Origin of the sequence: Bradyrhizobium sp. CCGUVB1N3, assembly GCF_024199925.1 — a bacterium.
Lineage (GTDB): Bacteria > Pseudomonadota > Alphaproteobacteria > Rhizobiales > Xanthobacteraceae > Bradyrhizobium.
This window is the reverse complement of the sequence record NZ_JANADR010000001.1, coordinates 6,124,698-6,146,660: the sequence shown is the minus strand read 5'-3', so window position 1 is coordinate 6,146,660 and position 21,963 is coordinate 6,124,698. Positions and strand designations below refer to the sequence as shown.

Annotated in this window: 19 protein-coding genes; 6 read left to right on the top strand and 13 right to left on the bottom strand. The window is 64.3% G+C overall.

All coding sequences use genetic code 11. From position 1 onward, the window contains the following. Window positions 1–53: 53 nt before the first annotated feature. Window positions 54–581, top strand: a complete 528-nt coding sequence (locus NLM33_RS29290; RefSeq protein ID WP_254101322.1) for an SH3 domain-containing protein — start codon at window positions 54–56, stop codon at window positions 579–581. Window positions 582–725: 144 nt separating this feature from the next. Here NLM33_RS29290 and irrA read toward each other — a convergent pair whose 3' ends face one another. Further along, window positions 726–1,217 (bottom strand): iron response transcriptional regulator IrrA, encoded by a 492-nt coding sequence (gene irrA / locus NLM33_RS29285; protein WP_027528314.1) that lies wholly within the window; start codon window positions 1,215–1,217, stop codon window positions 726–728. A gap of 352 nt (window positions 1,218–1,569) precedes the next feature. On the opposite strand from irrA, the gene fabA reads away from it, so the two are divergent. The 4 genes from fabA to NLM33_RS29265 all read left to right on the top strand — a co-directional run bounded on the left by fabA (window position 1,570) and on the right by NLM33_RS29265 (window position 6,427). Next, window positions 1,570–2,091, top strand: a complete 522-nt coding sequence (gene fabA, locus NLM33_RS29280; protein ID WP_254101320.1) for a bifunctional 3-hydroxydecanoyl-ACP dehydratase/trans-2-decenoyl-ACP isomerase — start codon at window positions 1,570–1,572, stop codon at window positions 2,089–2,091. A 47-nt stretch (window positions 2,092–2,138) separates the two neighbouring features. Next, a complete protein-coding gene (fabB, locus tag NLM33_RS29275) occupies window positions 2,139–3,362 on the top strand; it encodes a beta-ketoacyl-ACP synthase I (protein ID WP_254101318.1) in 1,224 nt (407 codons plus the stop codon). Between the two features lie 135 nt (window positions 3,363–3,497). After that, window positions 3,498–4,295, top strand: coding sequence for an enoyl-ACP reductase FabI (fabI, locus tag NLM33_RS29270; protein ID WP_254101316.1), 798 nt, complete (start codon window positions 3,498–3,500; stop codon window positions 4,293–4,295). Between the two features lie 146 nt (window positions 4,296–4,441). After that, window positions 4,442–6,427, top strand: a complete 1,986-nt coding sequence (locus tag NLM33_RS29265; protein WP_254105923.1) for an autotransporter outer membrane beta-barrel domain-containing protein — start codon at window positions 4,442–4,444, stop codon at window positions 6,425–6,427. A gap of 21 nt (window positions 6,428–6,448) precedes the next feature. Here the strand turns inward: NLM33_RS29265 and NLM33_RS29260 are convergent, their stop codons facing one another. From NLM33_RS29260 to NLM33_RS29245, 4 genes are all read right to left on the bottom strand, one after another. Further along, window positions 6,449–7,045 carry a glutathione S-transferase family protein gene (locus NLM33_RS29260; RefSeq protein WP_254101314.1) on the bottom strand — a complete coding sequence of 199 codons (597 nt, stop codon included), beginning with the start codon at window positions 7,043–7,045 and terminating at the stop codon, window positions 6,449–6,451. A gap of 165 nt (window positions 7,046–7,210) precedes the next feature. After that, entirely contained in the window at window positions 7,211–7,630 is a 420-nt protein-coding gene (locus tag NLM33_RS29255; RefSeq protein ID WP_254101312.1) for a Rid family hydrolase, read from the bottom strand. Window positions 7,631–7,681: 51 nt separating this feature from the next. Further along, window positions 7,682–8,170, bottom strand: a complete 489-nt coding sequence (locus tag NLM33_RS29250; RefSeq protein ID WP_254101310.1) for a GNAT family N-acetyltransferase — start codon at window positions 8,168–8,170, stop codon at window positions 7,682–7,684. Window positions 8,171–8,193: 23 nt separating this feature from the next. Continuing rightward, window positions 8,194–9,132 carry a hydrogen peroxide-inducible genes activator gene (locus tag NLM33_RS29245; protein ID WP_254101308.1) on the bottom strand — a complete coding sequence of 313 codons (939 nt, stop codon included), beginning with the start codon at window positions 9,130–9,132 and terminating at the stop codon, window positions 8,194–8,196. A gap of 113 nt (window positions 9,133–9,245) precedes the next feature. Here NLM33_RS29245 and katG point away from each other — a divergent pair, with 113 nt between their 5' ends. Beyond that, window positions 9,246–11,402, top strand: coding sequence for a catalase/peroxidase HPI (katG, locus tag NLM33_RS29240; protein ID WP_254101306.1), 2,157 nt, complete (start codon window positions 9,246–9,248; stop codon window positions 11,400–11,402). A gap of 73 nt (window positions 11,403–11,475) precedes the next feature. Here the strand turns inward: katG and pnp are convergent, their stop codons facing one another. The 8 genes from pnp to rimP form a co-directional block, all read right to left on the bottom strand. Next, a complete protein-coding gene (gene pnp, locus NLM33_RS29235; RefSeq protein WP_254101304.1) occupies window positions 11,476–13,638 on the bottom strand; it encodes a polyribonucleotide nucleotidyltransferase in 2,163 nt (720 codons plus the stop codon). 379 nt (window positions 13,639–14,017) lie between these two features. Beyond that, window positions 14,018–14,287, bottom strand: a complete 270-nt coding sequence (gene rpsO, locus NLM33_RS29230; RefSeq protein ID WP_018644188.1) for a 30S ribosomal protein S15 — start codon at window positions 14,285–14,287, stop codon at window positions 14,018–14,020. Between the two features lie 2 nt (window positions 14,288–14,289). After that, on the bottom strand, window positions 14,290–15,408 hold the full coding sequence (truB, locus tag NLM33_RS29225; protein ID WP_254101302.1) for a tRNA pseudouridine(55) synthase TruB: 1,119 nt from the start codon (window positions 15,406–15,408) through the stop codon (window positions 14,290–14,292). Beyond that, window positions 15,405–15,836, bottom strand: a complete 432-nt coding sequence (gene rbfA, locus NLM33_RS29220; RefSeq protein ID WP_254101300.1) for a 30S ribosome-binding factor RbfA — start codon at window positions 15,834–15,836, stop codon at window positions 15,405–15,407. The genes truB and rbfA overlap by 4 nt, the downstream gene beginning before the upstream one ends. A gap of 156 nt (window positions 15,837–15,992) precedes the next feature. Beyond that, window positions 15,993–18,677, bottom strand: a complete 2,685-nt coding sequence (infB, locus tag NLM33_RS29215; protein WP_254101298.1) for a translation initiation factor IF-2 — start codon at window positions 18,675–18,677, stop codon at window positions 15,993–15,995. Window positions 18,678–18,747: 70 nt separating this feature from the next. Beyond that, the gene (locus NLM33_RS29210; protein ID WP_254101296.1) at window positions 18,748–19,431 is read right to left on the bottom strand and encodes an RNA-binding protein; all 684 of its coding nucleotides are present in this window, start codon (window positions 19,429–19,431) and stop codon (window positions 18,748–18,750) included. Window positions 19,432–19,455: 24 nt separating this feature from the next. Next, entirely contained in the window at window positions 19,456–21,066 is a 1,611-nt protein-coding gene (gene nusA, locus NLM33_RS29205; protein ID WP_254101294.1) for a transcription termination factor NusA, read from the bottom strand. A gap of 2 nt (window positions 21,067–21,068) precedes the next feature. Then, window positions 21,069–21,824, bottom strand: a complete 756-nt coding sequence (rimP, locus tag NLM33_RS29200) for a ribosome maturation factor RimP (protein ID WP_254101292.1) — start codon at window positions 21,822–21,824, stop codon at window positions 21,069–21,071. Window positions 21,825–21,963 lie beyond the last annotated feature (139 nt).

The following is a 21,963-nucleotide window of genomic DNA, read 5'->3' as shown; positions in this document are numbered from 1 at the left end:
ATTCTCGGAATTCGGCGCACTTGCGCCGGGGTTCCGGAAGGAGACGGGTCGTGATGGCGTTGGGGCGTTTTTGGTCGCTGGTGGCGCTCGTGTTGGGTTGGCTGGGCGCTTCGGTCAGCCCCGGACATTCGGCCAAGGACGCGGTTCAGACCGCGAGCGGCCTTCCCGTGCCGCGCTATGTCAGCCTCAAATCAGACCATGTGAATGTCCGCGCCGGCCCGACCAAGGACAACGATGTGGCCTGGGTCTACACCCGCGCCGGTCTGCCGGTCGAAATCACCGCCGAGTTCGAGAACTGGCGCCGGGTGCGCGATTCCGAAGGCGCCGAGGGCTGGGTCTATCATTCGCTGCTGTCGGGGCGCCGCACCGCGGTCGTCACCATGAAGCACAAGGACGATCTCGCGCCGATCTATGATCGCGCCGACGCCGACAGCGCAGTTGCTGCAAAGCTCCAGGTCGGTGTTGTCGCCCAGGTCAAGAAATGTACCACCGGCTGGTGCCACGTCACCGGCAACGGTTTTGACGGCTGGATCCAGCAGGAGCGGCTCTGGGGCGTCTACTCCGACGAGCTGGTGAACTGACGCGCATGTCGCTGTCGTCCCGGCGAAGGCCGGGACCCATAACCACAGGATTGGGTTGTTTTTGAAGGCAGCAACCGGCGTGCCTTATTGAGGCATCACTCAAGTATGGGTCCCGGCCTTCGCCGGGACGACGCGGGACAGATCTCAGCGCTTCTTGCGCAGGCGCACGACCATGTCGATGCGCGCGATCTCGTAGCCCTCGGGCACGTCGGGCATCTTCGACAGCGCCAGATGCGGGTCGGGAATGTCGACCAGCTCGTGGCTGTTCTCGAGATAATAATGGTGGTGCGTGGTGACGTTGGTGTCGAAATAGGTCTTGGTGCCGTCGACGCTGACCTGGCGCAGCAGACCGGCATCGGTGAGCTGGTTCAGCGTGTTGTAGACGGTCGCCAGCGACACCGGAACCTTGGCCAGCGTCGCTTCCTCATAGAGCATTTCGGCGGTCAGGTGCCGGGCACCCTTGCCGAACAGCAGCCAGCCCAGCGCCATGCGCTGGCGCGTCGGGCGAAGCCCGGCAGCCTGGAGCATTTCGTTGACGTCGTGCCACGGGCAGCCGGTCAAGGCCGGCTGGCGTCCGGAGTGGAGGGACGCGGAATGGGCGGTTTCGTCGTGGTGGTTCGGGGCGCTATCGCTCATTTCCGATTTCAGGGCACGCGAGGAAAAACACTATTGTCGTGCAATATATGGACGGATAGATGCAGATGCAAGTTTCTCGCAACTAGAGTGGTTCTAAGTCGGGCCGGAACCGGGACGAGATGCGATTATTTAACCCTGTAAAGGGCGCTTTGACGCCGGAAGGGCCTATGATAGAGAGCGCGCGGTCCCGCTTAACCGATTTTGGCGCAGTCGGGCTCGACGAGGCTTGGCCCGCGGTCCGTCCGGTCGCGCGGTTTTCGCGCCTGACAACGGCGAATGGCGCTCCTTCCGTCGAGAAACGGGGCCATTCTCGCCAGAACTGCCCCATCGGGATTTGAACAGAGGCTCCGGGATGCTGAACAGGCGCAACGGTTACGAATACGAGGATTTGCTGGCTTGTGCCCGCGGCGAGATGTTCGGCCCGGGCAACGCCCAATTGCCGCTGCCGCCGATGCTGATGTTCGACCGCATCACGGAAATCTCCGATACCGCCGGCGAATTCGGCAAGGGACTGGTGCGCGCCGAGCTCGACGTCAAGCCGGACCTCTGGTTCTTCGGCTGCCATTTCAAGAACGACCCGGTGATGCCGGGCTGCCTTGGCCTCGACGCGCTCTGGCAGATGGTCGGATTCTACCTCGGCTGGATCGGCGGCGAGGGCCGCGGTCGCGCGCTGGGGTTGAGCGAATTGAAGTTCGGCGGCCAGGTGCTGCCCGAGGCCCGCAAGGTCGTGTACCAGATCGATATCAAGCGCGTCATGCGCTCAAAGCTGGTGCTGGGCATTGCCGACGGGTGGCTTTCGGTCGACGACACGATTATCTATCGCGCCAAGGATCTGAAGGTCGGCCTGTTCAAGCAGGGCACGAGCCTGGGCTGAAGCAAGGCGCATCAATTGAAGGCGACAACGATTAGGGCGAGGCGGTCATGAGGCGGGTTGTGGTCACCGGGATGGGCATCGTCTCGTCCATCGGAAACAACACCCAGGAAGTGCTTGCGAGCCTTCACGAGGCGAAGTCAGGCATCTCGCGGGCAGAGAAATATGCCGAGATGGGCTTCCGCTCGCAGGTGCAGGGCGAGCCGACACTCGATCCCGCCACAGTGATCGACCGGCGCGCGATGCGTTTCCTCGGCCAGGGTGCCGCGTGGAATCACATCGCGATGGAGCAGGCGATCCTGGATTCCGGTCTCGGGCCTGATGAAGTCTCCGACATCCGCACCGGCATCATCATGGGCTCGGGCGGCCCGTCGGCCCGGACCATCGTCGAATCCGCCGACATCACCCGCAGCAAGGGACCGAAGCGCGTCGGGCCGTTCGCGGTGCCGAAGGCGATGTCGTCGACGGCGTCCGCGACGCTCGCGACCTGGTTCAAGATCAAGGGCGTGAACTACTCGATCTCGTCGGCCTGCGCGACGTCGAACCATTGCATCGGCAATGCCTATGAGACGATCCAGATCGGCAAGCAGGACGTCATCTTCGCCGGCGGCTGCGAGGAATTGGACTGGTCGCTGTCGGTGTTGTTCGACGCCATGGGCGCGATGTCCTCGAAATACAACGACACGCCTGCCACCGCCTCGCGTCCCTATGACGTCAATCGCGACGGCTTCGTCATCGCGGGCGGCGCCGGTGTGCTGGTGCTGGAAGAGCTCGAGCACGCCAAGGCGCGCGGCGCGCGGATCTATGGCGAGATCGTCGGCTATGGCGCGACGTCGGATGGTTACGACATGGTTGCGCCGTCGGGTGAAGGCGCCGAGCGCTGCATGCGGATGGCGATGTCGACCGTGAAGACCAAGGTCGATTACATCAACCCGCACGCCACCTCGACACCGGCCGGCGACCCGCCGGAGATCGAGGCGATCCGAAAGGTGTTCGGCGTCGGCGAGAAGTGCCCGCCGATCTCCGCCACCAAGGCGCTCACCGGCCACTCGCTGGGCGCGACCGGCGTGCAGGAAGCGATCTATTCGCTGCTGATGATGAACAACGGCTTCATCTGCGAGAGCGCGCACATCCAGGAGCTCGATCCGGTGTTCGCCGACATGCCGATCGTGCGCAAGCGCATCGACAACGTCAAAATCGGCACCGTGCTGTCGAACTCGTTCGGCTTCGGCGGCACCAACGCCACGCTGGTGTTCAGCCGGTTGGATGTGTGATTGGTTGATTTGGTCATGCCCCGCGAAGGCGGGGCATCCAGTACGCCGCGGCCTCTCGATTTATCACGAACCGTCCTGGAATACTGGATCGCCCGCTTTCGCGGGCGATGACGTCGAAATGGGAGCGACGAGGCAATGGAAGGTCTGATGAAAGGCAAGCGCGGTCTGATCATGGGCATCGCCAATGATCACTCGATCGCCTGGGGCATGGCCAAGACGCTGCACGCCCACGGCGCCGAGCTCGCCTTCACCTTCCAGGGTGACGCTTTGGGCAAGCGCGTCAAGCCGCTCGCGGAGTCTCTCGGAGTCGAGTTGGTGCTGCCTTGCGATGTCGAGGACATCGCCAGCGTCGACGCTACATTCGCTGTCTTGCGCGAAAAATGGGGCCAGCTCGACTTCGTCATCCACGCGATCGGCTTTGCCGACAAGAACGAGCTGAAGGGCCGCTACGCCGACACCAGCCGAGAGAATTTCTCGCGCACCATGGTGATCTCCTGTTTCTCGTTCACGGAGGTCGCAAAACGAGCTGCCGAGCTGATGACGGAGGGCGGCAGCATGATCACGCTGACCTTCGGCGCCTCGGAGCGATCGATGCCGAACTACAACGTGATGGGCGTTGCCAAGGCCGCGCTGGAAGCCTCCGTGCGCTATCTCGCCTCCGATTTCGGACCGCGCGGCATCCGCGTCAACGCGATCTCCGCAGGCCCGATCCGTACGCTCGCCGGCTCCGGCATCGGCGAAGCGCGTGCGATGTTTGCGTTCATGCAAAAGCACTCGCCGCTTCGCCGCGGCGTCACGCTCGACGAGCTCGGCGGCTCGGCGCTGTATCTGCTGTCGGATCTCTCCGGCGGCGTGACCGGCGAGATCCACTATGTCGATTCCGGCTACAACATCGTCCTGATGCCGAAGCCGGAAGATCTGAAGGCGGAATGAGCCTTCCGAGGCCCGCCTGGGGCCGCGGCGCTTCCTCGCACCCCACGATCATGGGGCAGACTCGGCAACAAGATGATGTTTCCTGCGCCCGGTAGCGCCGCACGACCGGCGGCGCGACCCGCGGTTCGGAAGGAACGATCTTGCCGATGGTGTGTGCGATCTGTCGCGCGGGTGTGCTCGCGTCCATTGCGGGCGCTGCCCTGACCTGCGGGAGCTTCCCTATCCTGGCACAGTCGGCGATCTGGGATTCGACCCTGTCCAATACGCACTGGTACGTGCCGACGGCACAATTGCTGGCCTACGCTGCGCCGAATACCGGTTTTTCGAATCCGATTCCGATCGGCGATCAGACGCTGTGGTCGCTATCCACCGCGACGAATGGATCATTCACCGGGGCGAGCGTTGCGCAGCTCAAGATCGGGTCGGCGCTCGCGACCGACACGTCCACGATCCAGGGCTTCGTGACGACGGCGGGTCAGATCACGATGCTGTTCACACCGACCTCGGGCGGTGCCGTGACCGTCGGCCTCGGTAACATGCGAATCATCAACGGCGTGACCGAGATGGAAATGCAGATGATCACGGGAGACAGCCTGCTCGTGACGCATTGGGCCTACATGCTGCCTTACGATCCCGCGACGTTCACCCCGCCGCCCTCGCAGGCCGTCCCGGCCAATTCGGTCCCGCAATGGGCGTGGACGGCGGGCACGCCATGGCGCATCGTCAGCCCCACCTTGTTTGGCACGTCCGCTCCCGGACGTTTCGTGATCACGAATTATCAGAACGGATATTTCTGGGGCGCCGGCTTCGCGCCCGCCGGCGGTGCCGCCAGTTTCACCCTGCTGGGCTCGGTGACACCAGAGGGCAACGTCCTCTTCAACACGCTGTCACGTGGCACGCTCACCAGCCTCTACGGGGCGGCGAGCGGTGACGCGTCGGGTTCGCAGATGCTGGTCAGCGCCTACGACCTGACGGGCAATCCGACCGGCGCTATAGCCTACCTGTCCCTGATTCAGCCCTATGCCGACACCCTGCGCGCCCAGAACAACCGGGCAGGGCTCGCGGCCGCGGACATGCTTTACCGGATGTCGACGACGTCGCTCGGCTGGACGGGCGCCATGGTGCCGGGATTCATCACCCTCGACAATCTGAGTGGTCCGAGCCTTTCCAATGCCGTCAATCAGACCTTGCCGGTTCTCACCGGTGCGGCATCGCAGGCAACCTATGCCGCCCAGCGCGCGTTTCAGCAGGCCGTCATGGGACGTCTCGACGACGTCCGTGGGCTCAACTCCGGCGTTGCGCCCGAGCAGAACATCTGGATGAAGCCGCTCGGCGGCATCGTTCGGCAAGGCAGCCTGGACGGTGTTCCCGGATACAATGCGTCCGGTGGCGGCGTCGTTATGGGGGTCGATGCGACGGTTTCTCCGCGCACCCTTCTCGGCGGCGTGTTTGCCTATTCCCATCAGACCGTGACGGGGAGCGAGGACGCCGTCCCCAATCGGCTCGCAATCGATTCATACCAGATGGGACTCTACGGCGCCTACGCGGTCAGCCGCGACGTTCAGCTCGAGGCCCAGCTCGATGGCGCACTGAATGACAACGGTGAAAACCGCTCGTTGACCTTCGTCAACGGCACTGCCGCGGCAAGCTATCGTTCCTACAGCGGTCACGCCGGCGCCGCGATCAAGCAGCAGGTCCAGATCAGCGGGGGACTTACGCTTGTGCCGTCATTGCGATTAGACTACGGGCAGGTGCGTTCGCCCGCCTATCAGGAAAACGGCGCCGGCGGCTTCAGCCTCAATGTCGATTCGCAAGACTATCGTGAGCTGACGCTCACGGCAGGGCTCAGGAGCGCGTATGAGTTCGCGAGGCAAGCTTATCTCACTGCCGATCTCGGGATCGGCTATAACGTCTTGAATCAGGGGTTGCAGATCAAAGCCGCCTTTGCGGGAGGTGGCGATACCTTCGTCACCAATGGCCTCGGTCTCTCGCCCTGGATCTACTCCGCAGGTCTCGGACTGGTCGTCGCCGGCAGCGATCGCGTTGATCTCGGCATTCGATACGGCATGCACACCACATCGTCCGGTCTTCTTCAGCAATCCGGATTGGCCGTCCTAAAGGTGAAGCTCTGAGCGCGGCGGCTCGACCTCGCCTCACCCCGCCGCGATCTTCTCCGCGCGCTGGAAGGCCGGCCGCGCCACGCAGCGGGCGATATAGGCGTCGAACGACGGCCGCGGCGGCACCATCTTGAACATCCGCACGGCGAAATTCAGCCCCGAGCCGATCACGATGTCGGCGGCGGTGAACTCGTCGCCAAGGATCCATGGTCCCTTGGCCAGCGCGGTGTCGAGGACGTCGAACACTTGCGTCGCGCTGCCCCAGGCCGCCGTCGAAGTTGGCACCTCGAGCTTGGTGAAGATCTGGATCAACCCGGGCTCGATGCAGCCTGGCCCGAAGAACAGCCATTGCAGGTATCGCGCGCGACGCGGATCGGTCGGCACCGGCGCGAGCTTCGTCTCCGGGTAGCGATCGGCGACATAGGCGCAGATCGCGGCCGCCTCGCCGAGCGCGGCATCGCCGTCGACCAGAGCCGGCACCTTGCCCATCGGATTGATCTTCAAATACTCCGGCGCCTTCTGCGCGCCCGTCGTGATGTCGGTCAGCACACGCTCATAGGGCAGGCCGGTTTCTTCCATCAGCCAGAGCGCGGAGAAGGAGCGCGAGCGGGGCGACCAGTAGAGTTTGATCATGGGATCTCACCTTTCATCGGGACGCGATTTTCCTCGTGCATCGCGCGTCTCGTGCAACTTGGCAAGTCGCTACGGCTGGGGTGGCGATGCATGCTTCACGCGAGAAGTTGGTCAACCTTGCCTTTCTATACGGAAAGTGCGGCCCCTACAGAAAGCGCGTTGCCGTCACTCTCTAAAGGCCGTGACGCGGATTTCGACGTGCATCTTAGGATCGCCAAGTACCGCGACGCCTAGGCAGGTCCAGATCGGCTTATGATCGGGCATGCGAAGGCGAAACTGCCGCGCCATCTCTGCTGTAGCTGCGAGGATCGTCCCGTCCGGTTCCGGCGTATGGTATGAGTTGATGTGAGCGACGTTTGCCCAATCAAGCCCGACCTCGTTCAGCATGAAGGCCACATTATCGAAGGCTTGATTGATCTCTGCCTCAATCGGAACGCCGACCGGGAAATCGAGCGTATCGGGATGCCAGCCGCCTTGGCCGGATAACTCAACCCGGCCATCGATCTCCAACACCATCGAATAGCTGTATTCTCTGGCGTTCTTTTCGCCCCAAGCGCCCGGAGAATGAAGCTTGAACCTCGGCAAATTGTTCTCCCGTCGCGAGCATCGCGAGGCTATCGCAGGCAGCCCTTAAGTTCAAACTGAGACACTGCCTGGCAATCGATCGATGCCGTTCTTTCTGCGCCACCGATAGCACTTCATCATGAAGCCCGTCGCCGTCGCGATCTCTTCCCATTCGAACAAAAAGCCCTCGCGCTCATACCAGCGCCAGGCCTTATCGTTCTCGCGCACGCAGCGCAGTTCGATTTCGTCGGGCATCTGCGCTCGCGCAAACGCGAGCAACTGCCGGCCCAGCGAGCGGCCCTGATAGGCGGGTGCGACGAAGAGCTGGTCGAGATAGAGTTTTGGCAGATGCAGTGCCAGCATGGCGGCGATGGTGCCGTTGTCGTCGGCAACGAACAGGCTCCAGCCGTCCTCGATCTCGCGTCGCAGGCGCGCGCGCAGGTTTGCGAGCAGGAAATTGCTCGCCTCTGCCAAGCCGGTCGAGACCCAGCTCTCCATCCATACGCGGGCGATCTCGTCGTATTCGTGCGGCTCGGCGGGGCGGATGACCGGAGTGGACATGGGTACGATCTGCCGCGCGCCGATCAGGCCCTGGGATTGCGCGGAATGGCGCTCGCCGCGTGCCGTGCGCGCACCTTGCCGGCCGACAGGCACACCACCTCGGAGATTTGCAGCAACTGCCGCGCCAGCGGGCTGGTCCTGCGCCAGACCATGCCGATGGTGCGCGAGGGCTGCGGATCGGCGAAGCGCGCGACCGACACGGAGGCCGAGCGCGTCTCGACCGGCAGGGCCATTTCCGGGATCAAGGTCACGCCGATGCCGGCGCTGACCATCTGAACCAGCGTCGACAGCGAGTTCGCATCCAGCATCTCGCGCGGCGGGGCCGATTGCATGTTGCAGAACGACAGCGCCTGGTCGCGGAAACAATGTCCCTCCTCGAGCAGCAAGAGCCGCATCTCGCGCATCATCTCGCGTGAGGGCACCGGCGTTCCCTCATCCGTGCCCGGCCGCACCAGCAGAAATTTTTCCTCGAACAGCGCAACTTCGGTCAGCGATGGTTCGGAGACCGGCAGGGCGACGATCGCGGTGTCGAGCCGGCCTTCGGTCAGCTCCTGGATCAGCCTGGGTGTCATCGTCTCGCGCACGCGGATGTCGAGCTCCGGATGCAGGCGCGTGAGGTTCTTGGTGATCGTGGGCAGGAGATAGGGCGCGATCGTCGGGATCATGCCGATGCGCAGGCGGCCGGCGAAGCGGTCGCGCGAGGCGCGCGCGAAGTCGCCGAGCTCATCGACCGAGCGCAGGATTTCGCGCACGCGCTGGGCGAGTTCCTCGCCGAAGCGCGTGAGTGCGACCTGGCGCGCGCTGCGCTCGAGCAGCAACCCGCCGAGCGTTTCCTCCATTTCCTTGATCTGCATCGACAGCGCCGGCTGCGAGATCGAGCAGGCTTCCGCCGCGCGCCCGAAATGGCCAAGACGCGCCAGCGCATCGAAATACCGGAGCTGCCGCAGCGTCAGATTGATCATCAGAAAATCCTATCGTAGCGATCATTAAAGTCAACTTTACCTGATAGGAGGTGACGCTTAGAGTGGTTCTACCTGGGTCATGGCGACGAGTGACGCCACCAGAGGAGGTATTCATGGACGATCAAGCAAAATGCCCGTTCACGGGCGGAAAACCCGCACCCTCGAACCGCGAGTGGTGGCCTAACCAACTGGATGTTCAAGTCCTGCACCGGAATTCCGATCTGTCGGATCCGATGGGCGAGGACTTCGACTATGCCAAGGAATTCAAGACGCTCGACCTGAATGCGGTCGTCAAGGATCTGCATGCGCTGATGACCGACTCCCAGGAATGGTGGCCGGCCGACTTCGGGCACTACGGCGGCCTCATGATCCGCATGGCCTGGCACAGCGCGGGCACTTACCGCATCACCGACGGTCGAGGCGGCGCCGGTGCCGGTCAGCAGCGCTTCGCGCCGCTGAATAGCTGGCCCGACAACGCCAACCTCGACAAGGCTCGCCGGCTGCTCTGGCCGATCAAGCAGAAGTACGGCCGCAAGATCTCGTGGGCCGACCTGATGGTCCTCGCCGGCAATGTCGCGCTGGAGTCGATGGGCTTCAAGACGTTCGGTTTCGCGGGTGGTCGCGCCGACGTCTGGGAGCCGGAAGAGTTGTATTGGGGGCCCGAGGGTACGTGGCTGGGCGATGAGCGCTATAGCGGCGAACGCCAGCTCGCCGAGCCGCTCGGCGCGGTGCAGATGGGCCTCATCTACGTCAATCCGGAAGGACCGAACGGCAAGCCGGACCCGGTCGCGGCCGCCAAGGACATCCGCGAGACGTTCTTCCGCATGGCGATGAATGACGAGGAGACCGTCGCGCTGATCGCCGGCGGCCACACCTTCGGCAAGACCCATGGTGCGGGCGATCCGTCGTTGGTCGGACCGGAGCCGGAAGCGGTCGCACTCGAGGAGCAGGGTCTCGGCTGGAAGAGCAAGCACGCTTCGGGGCGGGCGGGCGATTCCATCACCAGCGGTCTCGAAGTGACATGGACAACGACGCCGACGAAATGGAGCAACAACTTCTTCGAGAACCTGTTCAAGTACGAATGGGAGCTGACGAAGAGCCCGGGCGGTGCGAACCAGTGGACGGCCAAGGGTGCCGAGGCGATCATTCCGGATCCGTTCGACAAGTCGAAGAAGCATCGGCCGACGATGCTGACGACCGACCTCTCGCTGCGCTTGGATCCGGCCTATGAGAAGATTTCGCGCCGCTTCCTCGAAAACCCCGACCAGTTCGCGGACGCGTTTGCTCGCGCCTGGTTCAAGCTCACTCACCGCGACATGGGTCCGGTCGCGCGCTACCTCGGCCCGCTGGTGCCGAAAGAGACGCTGATCTGGCAGGATCCAATTCCGGCCGTCGATCATGAGCTCGTCAGCGAGCAGGACGTCGCAGGGCTGAAGACGAAGATCCTGGCTTCCGGCCTCTCGGTCTCCGAGCTGGTCTCTACCGCCTGGGCATCGGCTTCGACCTTCCGCGGCTCCGACAAGCGCGGCGGCGCCAATGGCGCGCGTATCCGCCTTGCTCCGCAGAAGGATTGGGAGGCCAACCAGCCGGCCCAGCTCTCCAAGGTGCTCGGCAAGCTCGAAGCGATCCAGAAGGAGTTTGGCGCAGGCAAGAAGAAGATCTCGCTTGCCGACCTCATCGTTCTCGGCGGTGACGCCGCGGTCGAGAAGGCTGCGAAGGATGCCGGCGTCGATGTGAAGGTGCCGTTCACGCCGGGTCGCATGGATGCGTCGCAGGAGCAGACGGACGTTCCGTCCTTCGCGCCGCTCGAGCCGCGGGCCGACGGCTTCCGCAACTATGTCGGCGGCAAGCATCAGTTCCTGAAGCAGGAGGAAGCCCTGGTGGATCGGGCGCAGCTGTTGGGGCTCACCGCGCCCGAGTTGACGGCTCTCGTCGGCGGTCTGCGCGTGCTCGGCGCCAACGCAGGTGGTTCGAAGAACGGCGTCTTCACGGCGAAGCCGGGGACGCTGACCAACGACTTCTTCGTCAACCTGCTCGACATGAGCACGCAGTGGGCACCAGCCGCCAACGGCGCGTATGAGGGACGTGACCGCAAGACCAATGCGGTCAAGTGGACCGCGACCCGTGCCGACCTGATCTTCGGCTCGCACTCCCAGCTCCGCGCCTTCGCCGAAGTCTATGCGAGCGCGGATTCGAAGCAGAAGTTCGCCAAGGACTTCGTGGCGGCCTGGACCAAGGTGATGAACGCCGACCGCTTCGACATCGCCTGACCGTTCAACACGTCAGCACAAACAAAAAGGGCGGCCGAGAGGCCGCCCTTCGTGTTTCCAATGCGTAAGAGATCTACTCGCCGGCCGCTTCGCGCGGAGCCTGCTGGCCGTCGGCCGGCTTGTCCTTGGCCTCGAGGTCCTCGCCGGTGGTTTGGTCGACCACCTTCATCGACAGGCGGGTCTTGCCGCGGTCGTCGAAGCCGAGCAGCTTGACCTTGACCTTGTCGCCTTCCTTGACGACGTCGGTGGTCTTCTGCACGCGCGCCGAAGCGAGCTGGCTGATGTGGACGAGGCCGTCCTTGGAACCGAAGAAGTTCACGAAGGCGCCGAACTCCATCACCTTGACGACGGTGCCGTCATAGATCTGGCCGACTTCGGGCTCGGACGCGATCGACTTGATCCACTTGATCGCGGCCTTCATCGCCTCGCCGTCGCTGGAGGCGACCTTCACGGTGCCGTCGTCCTCGATGTTGACCTTGGCGCCGGTCTTCTCGACGATCTCGCGGATCACCTTGCCGCCGGTGCCGATCACTTCACGGATCTTGTCGGTCGGGATCTTGAAGGTCTCGATGCGCGGCGCGTATTCGCCGAGCTCGGCGCGGGCCGCGGTCAGGGCCTTTGCCATCTCGCCGAGGATGTGGATGCGGCCGTCCTTGGCCTGGCCAAGGGCGACGCGCATGATCTCCTCGGTGATGCCCTCGATCTTGATGTCCATCTGGAGCGAGGTGATGCCCGCTTCCGTGCCGGCGACCTTGAAGTCCATGTCGCCGAGATGGTCCTCGTCACCGAGAATGTCCGAGAGAACCGCGAAGCGCTTGTCTTCGAGGATCAGGCCCATCGCGATGCCCGCAGTCGGGCGCTTCAACGGCACGCCGGCGTCCATCAGGGCGAGCGAGGCGCCGCAAACCGATGCCATCGAGGACGAGCCGTTGGACTCGGTGATCTCCGACACCACGCGCGTGGTGTAGGGGAATTCGTGGTGCGGCGGCAGCACGGGATGGATCGCGCGCCAGGCGAGCTTGCCATGGCCGATCTCGCGACGCTTGGTGCCGCCGAGGCGCCCCGTTTCGCCGACCGAGTAGGGCGGGAAGTTGTAGTGCAGCAGGAACGTTTCCTTGTACGTCCCCGACAGCGCGTCGATGTACTGCTCGTCCTCACCGGTGCCGAGCGTGGTCACGACCAGCGCCTGGGTCTCGCCGCGGGTGAACAGCGCCGAGCCGTGAGCGCGGGGCAGCACGCCGACTTCGGCGATGATGTTGCGCACGGTCTTGCTGTCGCGGCCGTCGATACGCTTGCCGGTGTCCAGGATATTCCAGCGAACGATCTTGGCCTCGAGCTCCTTGAACACGCCGGCGATGCGCAGCTTGTCGTATTTCGGCTCCTGCCCTTCAGGGAAATAATGGGCGATCACCTTTTCCTTGACCTTGCCGACCGCGGCGTAGCGATCCTGCTTGACCGGAATGGCGTAGGCGGCGCGCAGCTCCTGCTCGACGAGGCCGAGCATCTCCTTCTCGAGCGCCGAATTGTCGATCGTGGTGACCTCGCGCGGCTCCTTCGCGGCCTTCTCGGCGAGCTCGATGATCGCGTTGATCACCGGCTGGAAGTGGCGGTGACCGAACATCACGGCGCCGAGCATGATGTCCTCGTTGAGCTCCTTGGCTTCCGATTCCACCATCAGCACGGCGTCGGCCGTGCCGGCGACGACGAGGTCGAGCTGGGTGTCGACCATCTCGTCGAGCGTCGGGTTGAGCACGTATTCGTCGTTGACGAAGCCGACGCGCGCGGCGCCGATCGGGCCCTTGAAGGGGGCACCCGACAGCGTCAGCGCCGCCGACGATGCCACCAGTGCGACGATATCGGGATCGTTCTCCATGTCGTGCGACAGCACGGTGGCGATCACCTGGGTCTCGTTGCGCCAGCCGTCGACGAACAGCGGACGGATCGGACGGTCGATCAGGCGGGAGACCAGCGTCTCCTTCTCGGTCGGACGGCCCTCGCGCTTGAAATAGCCGCCGGGAATGCGGCCCGCGGCGTAGGTCTTCTCCTGGTAGTCCACGGTCAGCGGCAGGAAGTCGACGCCTTCGCGCGGCGCCTTCGCGGCCACGACGGTCGCGAGCACCACGGTCTCGCCGTAGGTGGCGACGACGGCGCCGTCGGCCTGGCGCGCGACCTTGCCGGTTTCGAGCTTGAGAGGGCGTCCGCCCCAGTCGATCTCGACTGAATGCTTATTGAACATAGATGTCTTCTTTCATGGGTTCTCGAAAGAAGGGGCGCGTCGAAAAACAAAAACCATGCGCAAGATTGCGGGACGCTGATCGAAGCGGGTGATCAGCGTCCTGCGATCCTGCCATGGTTTTTGGATTTCGGATGGCGTCCATCCTTTCGGGTCATACGGGCGCCTTGCCCGTTGCGCCCAGCCGCCGGATTGCTGCTGGACTGGTCAGTCGGCATGAACGCGAACGCCTAATCGCGGCCTTCGACCATCATGCCCCGGATGCGAATCGGTATTGGCCCGCACCCGACATGCGCGTGAGCCTCGATCAAAAACCTTGAAAAAAGTGCTTTCGTTCGAAACCACGCGCAAAAACGCGCGCCGGTGGCGCGCGCAAGAGCTCTTAACGACGAATGTTGTGCTTCTCGAGCAGCGCCTTGTATCGCGCCTCGTCCCTCTTCTTCAGATAGTCGAGGAGCGAACGGCGCGTCGACACGAGCTTCAAGAGGCCACGGCGCGAATGGTTGTCCTTCACGTGGGTCTTGAAATGGTTCGTGAGGTTGTTGATGCGTTCCGAAAGGATCGCGACCTGGACCTCGGGCGAGCCGGTGTCGCCGGCCTTGGTGGCATTCGTCTTGATGACTTCCGCTTTGCGTTCTGCGGCAATCGACATCGTCAATTTCTCTCGTTGCGACCGGCGCTGGCAGTCAGGCCGGTCAGGTTGAACACACGCTTGGGGATGATTTCGCCATTGCCAACTTCAGCAAGCGCCAAAAGACGGCCTGCCACCGTGACATAGACTGTGCCACTACAATTGGGCGCATCCCGTCCGCGCAACAAAACGGCCTGGCCCCGATGGAGCCTTGCCGCATCAGCCCGAGTGACGGCCAGTGCCGGGATGTCGTCCAGCGCGGTCTCAACGGGCAAAAGCGCGTCGGCGAGGCTGCCCTCGCCGGACGCGGCTCTATGGCACAAAGCCTCCAACTGATCCAGCAGAATCATGTCGTTCTCGCCAAATGGGCCGACCAGGGTCCGCCGCAGCGCGCAAATATGGCCGTAAGTGCCGAGAAGCCGGCCCATATCCCGGGCCAGCGCACGGACATAGGTCCCCTTGCCGCATTCGGCCTCGAATACCGCTCGATCGTTATCTGGTTGATCTACAAGGGATAAATGGTGGATCTCGACTGGGCGGGGGGCCAGTTCCACAACCTCGCCGTCGCGTGCCAGGTCGTAGGCACGCTCGCCCTGGACCTTGATCGCGGAATAGCGCGGTGGGACCTGCTCGATGACGCCGGTGAATCGGGGCAGCAGCGCCAGGATGGCCTCGCGGGTCGGGCGCTGGTCGGAGGTGGCGGTCGCCCGGCCCTCGATATCGTCGGTATCGCGCTCCTCGCCCCAGCAGACGGTGAAGCGGTAGCGCTTGCGGCCGTCCATCACGAAGGGCACGGTCTTGGTGGCCTCCCCGAGCGCGATCGGCAGGCCGCCGGAGGCGAGCGGGTCGAGCGTGCCGGCGTGGCCGGCGCGCTTGGCCTGGAACAGACGCTTCACCACGGCAACAGCCTGCGTCGAGGTCATTCCGATCGGCTTGTCGAGCACGACCCAGCCGTGCACGTCGCGCCGGTCGCGGCGCGGCTGATTGTTCTTCTGCTGCTTGGCGCGCGGATCGTTGTTGACGCGGCGCTCCTGCGAATGCGGCGTGGCGTCGCCGCGCAGCTCGGCAAAATTATTTTTCTGCACGTCGCGCGAATCAGCGTCTTCGGTGCCGATTGCACCGTGAGCCGGGTCCGTCATCACTGTTCTTCTTCCCGATCCGAATCCGGATCCTGTTCCAGGTCTTTTTGCACCGCAGGCGTTCGCAATAATTTCTCGATCCGTTCCGCTTCGTCGAATCGCTCGTCGACGCGGAAGCGAATGTCAGGTGCAAATTTCAGGTTAACGCGCCGCGCGACTTCGCCGCGCAGGAATTTCTTGTTGCGATCGAGCGCGGCAATCACGCGCTCGGTGTCGCGGCCGCCGAGCGGCATCACGTAGATGGTCGCGAGCTTCAAATCCGGCGACATCCGTACCTCCGGCACGGTGATGATGTGGCCTTCGAGATCCGCATCATGCGCACTGCCGTGCGCCAGAATATCGGCCATCGCATGGCGAACCTGCTCGCCGACGCGCAACTGCCGCTGCGAGCCGCCGGGCGCGGAGCTCTTTTTCTGATGGTGGCGGGGCATTCTTTGAAAATCACCTCGTCATGCCCGTGATGGGACACGGGCATTGTCGTTTGTCATGTTGAAACGAACGAGACGTCGATGGCCGGAATGAATCCGGCCATCGCGCTCTCGCAATTTCAGTTCAAAAAGATCCGGGCGCTTCGGTAAGATTTGGACTTACAGGGAGCGCTGGATCGTCTCCACTCGATAACACTCGATCACGTCGCCCACGCGCATGTCGTGGTAGCTCTCGAAGGCCATGCCGCATTCCTGGCCGGCCTGCACTTCCTTCACTTCGTCCTTGAAGCGCTTCAGCGTCGACAGCTTGCCTTCGTGCACGACGACGTTGTCGCGGATCAGGCGCACATTGGCGCCGCGTTCCACGGTGCCGTCGGTGACGCGGCAGCCGGCGACCTTGCCGACCTTGGAGATGTTGAAGATCTCCAGGATCTCGGCATTGCCCAGCATGGTTTCGCGCAAGGTCGGCGCGAGCAGGCCGCTCATCGCCTTCTTCACGTCATCCACGAGGTCGTAGATGATGTTGTAGTAGCGGATCTCGATGCCGTTGCGCTTGGCAGCCGCGGCCGCCTCCTTGTTGGCGCGAACCGAGAAGCCGATGATCGCGGCGTTGAAGCCTTCCGCGAGCGTGACGTCGGATTCCGAGATGCCGCCGACACCAGCATGCAGGATGCGGGCTGCGACTTCCTCGGTGCCGAGCTTCTCGAGCGAGCCGAGGATCGCTTCGAGCGAACCCTGCACGTCGGCCTTGACGATCAGCGGGAACTCCTTGCGGCCCGCGGTCTTCAACTGCGACATCATCTGCTCGAGCGAGCCGCGCATGCCGGAGATCGAGGCTGCCGCGTTCTCGCGCTTCTGGTGCGCGCGGTAGCTGGTGATCTGGCGGGCGCGGGCTTCGTTCTCGACGACCGCGAGACGATCGCCGGCCTCGGGCGGGCCGTTGAAGCCGAGCACCTCGACCGGCACGGAAGGGCCGGCCTCGTCCACCGTCTCGCCCTGATCCGAAATGAGCGCGCGGACGCGACCCATCTCGGCGCCGGCGACGATAATGTCACCGACCTGCAAGGTGCCGCGCTGGACCAGCACGGTCGCGACCGGGCCGCGGCCGCGATCGAGCTTGGCCTCGATCACGGTGCCTTCGGCCGGGCGCTGCGAATTGGTCTTCAGGTCGAGAATTTCGGCCTGCAGCGCGATCATCTCCAGGAGCTTGTCGAGATTGGTCTTGTTCTTGGCGGAGACCTCGACGTCGACCACTTCGCCGCCGAACGACTCGACCTGCACCTCGTGCTGGAGCAGCTCGGTGCGCACGCGCTCGGGCTTGGCATCGGGCTTGTCGATCTTGTTGATCGCCACGATGATCGGCACCCGCGCCGCCTTGGCGTGGTTGATGGCCTCGACCGTCTGCGGCATCACGCCGTCGTCGGCCGCGACCACCAGCACGACGATGTCGGTGACCTTGGCGCCGCGGGCGCGCATTGCGGTGAACGCGGCGTGGCCGGGCGTGTCGATGAAGGTGATCTTCTTGCCGGTTTCGGGCGAAGTCACCTGATAGGCGCCGATATGCTGGGTGATGCCGCCGGCTTCGCCCGAGACCACGTTGGCGTGACGGAGCGCGTCGAGCAGCGAGGTCTTGCCGTGGTCGACGTGGCCCATCACGGTCACGACCGGCGAACGCGTCTCGGTATCGGTGGAATCGTCGACGACGTCGAACAGGCCCTCTTCGACGTCGGAGGCGGCAACACGCTTCACCGTGTGACCGAGCTCCTCGGCGATGAGCTGCGCGGTGTCGGCGTCGATCACGTCGGTGATCTTGTGCATCGCGCCCTGCTTCATCAGCATGCGGATGACGTCGACCGCGCGCTCGGACATGCGGTTGGCGAGTTCCTGGATGGTGATCGCCTCCGGGATGATCACCTCGCGGATCAGCTTTTCCTTCGGCTCGTTCGAGGCGTGGCCCTTCAGTCGCTGGGTGCGGCGGCGGAACGAGGCGATCGAGCGCTCGCGCACCTCGTCGGCATTGAGCGCGGTGACGACCGTCAGGCGGCCGCGCTCCTTCTGCGGGCCGGGCTTGTGGGTGGTCTTGGGGGCTGCCACAGGACGCGCGGCGCCGCCGGGACCGCGACGGATCTGGCGCGGACCCTCGTCCTCGTCCGGTCCGGCCGCGACTGCGGGAGCGCGACCTGGAGGGCCGGCCGGCCGCTGTGTGGTCGTTGCGGGCCGGGCCGCGGAGGCCGTCGGCCGTGCACTGGCCGTCCCGGGTCGCGGCGCAGGAGCCGCCGGTGCCGCCGTCGCAGTACGTGCGGCAGATTGCGGCTGCTCGCCTTCGCCAAAACGTTTCTTGGCCTCGATCTCGGCCTTCCGCTTGGCTTCGTCTTCGTGGCGATGACGTTCGTCCTCGGCCTTGCGGCGGGCTTCCGCAGCCTCGCGCTCGGCGCGCTCGGCGGTTTCGCGGACGGCGCGGCGCTGGGCCTCCTCTTCGGCCTGGCGGCGCTCCTCGACCTCACGCAGCTTGGCGTCGGCCAGCGCGCTGGCGCGGGCGGAACGTTCGTCCTCGGTCAGGGTGCGCAGCACCACGCCGGAATTGGCGTTGCGCGGCGGGGCAGGGGGCGGTGCGGCCGGGCGCGGGGCAGGTGCCGCCGGCGCGGGCTTTGCGACCTCAGGCACGTGCGGCTCGGGACCGGTGTCTCCGATCCGGCGCTTGCCGCGCTTCTCGACCACAACCTGCTTGCTGCGGCCATGGCTGAAGCTCTGGCGCACGGTGCCCGTTTCGACGCGCGGCTTGAGCGTCAGCGTCTTGCTCGGAACGCTCAGCTTCTTGTCGCCAGGGGTCTTGGTATCAACCATTCAGCAGTCCTAATCCTGATCTTGTTGTCGTTGTGCGTTGCCGCACCGTCATACCGGTCGTCGTTTGTCTTCAGAAATCCTGGCCGCGCTTTTCGGCAGTCTCGTCATCGTCCGCCATCCGGTATCGGACCAGCATCTGGCTACGTGACAGGAATGTCCTGCTCGCCGGGCCCGCGAGCAGCGCAGCATGTATCACATTTGACCTGCCCAGTGCCAAATCCAATTCTGCCGATTTCAATGCGGTGACGACGGGAATTTGCGGCTTGTCGCCGCGTTTCCCCTCATTTTGCCGCGCCAGCGCGCCCAATTTGCGGTTTCCGTCCTCGGCCCCGTCACTGGCGTGGATCAGGGCTGCAACCGCCCCCTCCCGAAGCGCACTTTCGACCTTGCCGAAGCCGGCCACGACTTGGCCCGCTTTGGCTACAATCGCCAGTGCCTCGGTCACGCTCCGAACCAGGAGCGTTTCCGTATCAGCGGGAAGCGTCGGAGGAATGCGCAGGTCGCGCTTGAAGGCTTTTTTAAAATGGTGACGGCGCACGGCTTCCGCAACCGCCTGCCGCGAAGCCGATATCCACATACCCCGGCCGGGCAGCTTGCGCTTGAGGTCGGGAACAATGTCGCCCTGGGGTGAAACGACGAAGCGGATCAGCTCGTCGATCGGCCGGACCTTTCGACTGACCACGCACATGCGCATGGTCGCGGACCTTTCGGTCCGCGGTCCATGGTCGAGTTCGGGGTCAGTGCTGGCAAGCATCCGGGCGACATCTCCTGATTGCCCTTAAGCCGGCTGCTGTTCGGACGCCTCGGCGTCCTCAGCGGGCTTGGCGAGGTCGGCCTCGGTGATCCAGCCGGCCTTGACGCGCGCCTGCATGATCATCGCTTCCGCATCGTCGCGGGAGATGTCGATGCCATCGAGCGCGCCGGTATGCTTGGTCTGCTCGCCGCCCTCCTTGCGTTCGGTCCAGCCGACCAGATCGTCGGTGGCGCAGCCGGCGAGGTCGTCGACGGTCTTGATGTCGTTCTCGCCGAACTTCACCAGCATCTTCGAGGTGACGCCGGGCACATCCTTGACGGCGTCCTCGACGCCGAGTTCCTTGCGCTTGGCCTCGAGTTCGGCTTCCTGCTGATCGAGATATTCGCGCGCGCGGTTCTGCAGCTCCTGCGCGGTCTCCTCGTCGAAACCTTCGATGCCCGCGAGTTCCTTGACGTCGACCATCGCCAGTTCCTCGACCGAGGTGAAGCCTTCGGACGCCAGCAACTGACCGACCACTTCGTCGACATTGAGCGATTCCATGAAGACGCGGGTGGAGTTCTCGAAGTCGGCCTGGCGGCGCTCGGATTCCTCCTGCTCGGTCAGGATGTCGATGTCCCAGCCGGTGAGCTGCGAGGCGAGGCGGACGTTCTGGCCGCGACGGCCGATCGCCAGCGACAGCTGGTTGTTTTGGTCGGGAACGACGACCTCGATGCGCTCGCGGTCCTCGTCGATGACCACCTTGGACACTTCGGCCGGCGCCAGCGCGTTGACCACGAAGGTCGCGATATCCGGCGACCAGGGGATGATGTCGATCTTCTCGCCCTGCAATTCGTTCACCACGGCCTGCACGCGCGAGCCGCGCATACCGACGCAGGCGCCGACCGGATCGACCGAGGAATCGCGGGAAATCACGCCGATTTTCGCGCGCGAGCCGGGATCGCGGGCCACCGCCTTGATCTCGACGATGCCGTCATAGATTTCCGGCACTTCCTGCGCGAACAGCTTCGCCATGAACTGCGGATGGGTGCGGGACAGGAAGATCTGCGGGCCGCGGGTCTCACGGCGCACGTCGAAGATATAGGCGCGGACGCGGTCGCCATTGCGGAACACTTCGCGCGGCAGCATCTCGTCGCGGCGGATGATGGCTTCGCCACGGCCGAGATCGACGATCACGCTGCCATATTCGACGCGCTTGACGACGCCGTTGACGATGTCGCCGATGCGGTCCTTGAATTCCTGGTACTGCCGGTCGCGCTCGGCCTCGCGCACCTTCTGCACGATGACCTGCTTGGCCGACTGCGCGGCGATGCGACCATATTCCAGCGGCGGCAGCGTGTCGGCAATGGTGTCGCCGACCTGGGCGCCGGGATTGGCGCGCTGCGCATCGACCAGTGAAATCTGGTTGGAGTGATTTTCGACCTTGTCGACGACCAGCATGTGGCGCGACAGCCGGAGCTCGCCCTTCTTGGGATCGATCTCGGCGTGAACGTCGGTCTCGCTGCCGTAACGGGCGCGCGCCGCCTTCGCGATGGCGTCCTCCATCGCGGCAATGACGATGCCGCGGTCGATCGATTTCTCGCGCGCAACGGCGTCGGCGATCTGCAGCAATTCAAGTCGATTGGCGCTGACTGCCATGGCTAGTCTCCTTCGTCAGGCTCGATTTCGCCGCGCCGCGCACGTTCGGCGGCCAGGCGATGTTGCTTGGTGTTCTTCGGTGCCGGCTTCTTTTTCGGCTTGGTGTTCTTGGTCGTCTGTTCGCTGATCTTGGCGTGCGCCGGTTGCGGCGGCTCCAGGCCGAGATTGCGGCGCATCTCGCGCTCCTGCGCCTTGCCCCGGCGCATGGACTGCGCGATCAGCTCATCGGTCAGAACCAGCCGCGCCTCGCCGATATCCTCCATCACCAGGAGAAGGTCGGCATCCTCGCCCGCCTTGACCTCGTCGCGCGTGATGCGAACGCGGTCGCCTTCGATGCCGGCAATGGTGCCGCGGAAGCGCTTGCGACCGTCATGGGCGACGGCCATCTCGATCTTCAGCAGATGCCCCAGATGGCGCTCGAAATCGGAGCGGCGCACCAGCGGGCGGTCGATACCCGGCGAGGAAATCTCCAGCCGATAGGCGCGGTCGATGGGATCGGCGACGTCGAGCACCGGCGACAGCGCCCGCGAGATCGCCTCGCAATCCTCGATCTGCATCGAGCCGTCCGGCCGCTCCGCCATGACCTGGACCGTGCAGCCGGCTTCCCCGGAGATGCGGATTCGCACCAGGCGATAGCCCATGCCTTGCAGCACGGGGCCCGCGATCGCCGAGACCCGCGCGGCCACGCCCGGCTCGACCACGAGCCGCGGCTCGGCCAATAGCTCGGTATCTGTGGAACCAGGGCTCGGTTCGATCATATCAGGGGTCAAGACGCTTCTAGTGGTTAACGCTTGCTTTAAGCTGCTTAGGGAACTCGTGGGGTCGGTCGACCCTTACCAACGTGGTCGCCCGATCTCGTCGTCGATGCAGGTAATAAAAAAGAGCGGGTCCTTCCGG

Coding starts and splice junctions, on each gene's coding strand:
- NLM33_RS29210 (WP_254101296.1), bottom strand. CDS start 19,431: ATGCTTGCCAGCACTGACCCCGAACTCGACCATGGACCGCGGACCGAA.
- NLM33_RS29265 (WP_254105923.1), top strand. CDS start 4,442: ATGGTGTGTGCGATCTGTCGCGCGGGTGTGCTCGCGTCCATTGCGGGC.
- fabA (WP_254101320.1), top strand. CDS start 1,570: ATGCTGAACAGGCGCAACGGTTACGAATACGAGGATTTGCTGGCTTGT.
- NLM33_RS29250 (WP_254101310.1), bottom strand. CDS start 8,170: ATGTCCACTCCGGTCATCCGCCCCGCCGAGCCGCACGAATACGACGAG.
- nusA (WP_254101294.1), bottom strand. CDS start 21,066: ATGGCAGTCAGCGCCAATCGACTTGAATTGCTGCAGATCGCCGACGCC.
- infB (WP_254101298.1), bottom strand. CDS start 18,677: ATGGTTGATACCAAGACCCCTGGCGACAAGAAGCTGAGCGTTCCGAGC.
- rpsO (WP_018644188.1), bottom strand. CDS start 14,287: ATGTCGATTGCCGCAGAACGCAAAGCGGAAGTCATCAAGACGAATGCC.
- NLM33_RS29290 (WP_254101322.1), top strand. CDS start 54: ATGGCGTTGGGGCGTTTTTGGTCGCTGGTGGCGCTCGTGTTGGGTTGG.
- NLM33_RS29245 (WP_254101308.1), bottom strand. CDS start 9,132: ATGATCAATCTGACGCTGCGGCAGCTCCGGTATTTCGATGCGCTGGCG.
- NLM33_RS29260 (WP_254101314.1), bottom strand. CDS start 7,045: ATGATCAAACTCTACTGGTCGCCCCGCTCGCGCTCCTTCTCCGCGCTC.
- fabB (WP_254101318.1), top strand. CDS start 2,139: ATGAGGCGGGTTGTGGTCACCGGGATGGGCATCGTCTCGTCCATCGGA.
- katG (WP_254101306.1), top strand. CDS start 9,246: ATGGACGATCAAGCAAAATGCCCGTTCACGGGCGGAAAACCCGCACCC.
- fabI (WP_254101316.1), top strand. CDS start 3,498: ATGGAAGGTCTGATGAAAGGCAAGCGCGGTCTGATCATGGGCATCGCC.
- rimP (WP_254101292.1), bottom strand. CDS start 21,824: ATGATCGAACCGAGCCCTGGTTCCACAGATACCGAGCTATTGGCCGAG.
- pnp (WP_254101304.1), bottom strand. CDS start 13,638: ATGTTCAATAAGCATTCAGTCGAGATCGACTGGGGCGGACGCCCTCTC.
- rbfA (WP_254101300.1), bottom strand. CDS start 15,836: ATGCCCCGCCACCATCAGAAAAAGAGCTCCGCGCCCGGCGGCTCGCAG.
- irrA (WP_027528314.1), bottom strand. CDS start 1,217: ATGAGCGATAGCGCCCCGAACCACCACGACGAAACCGCCCATTCCGCG.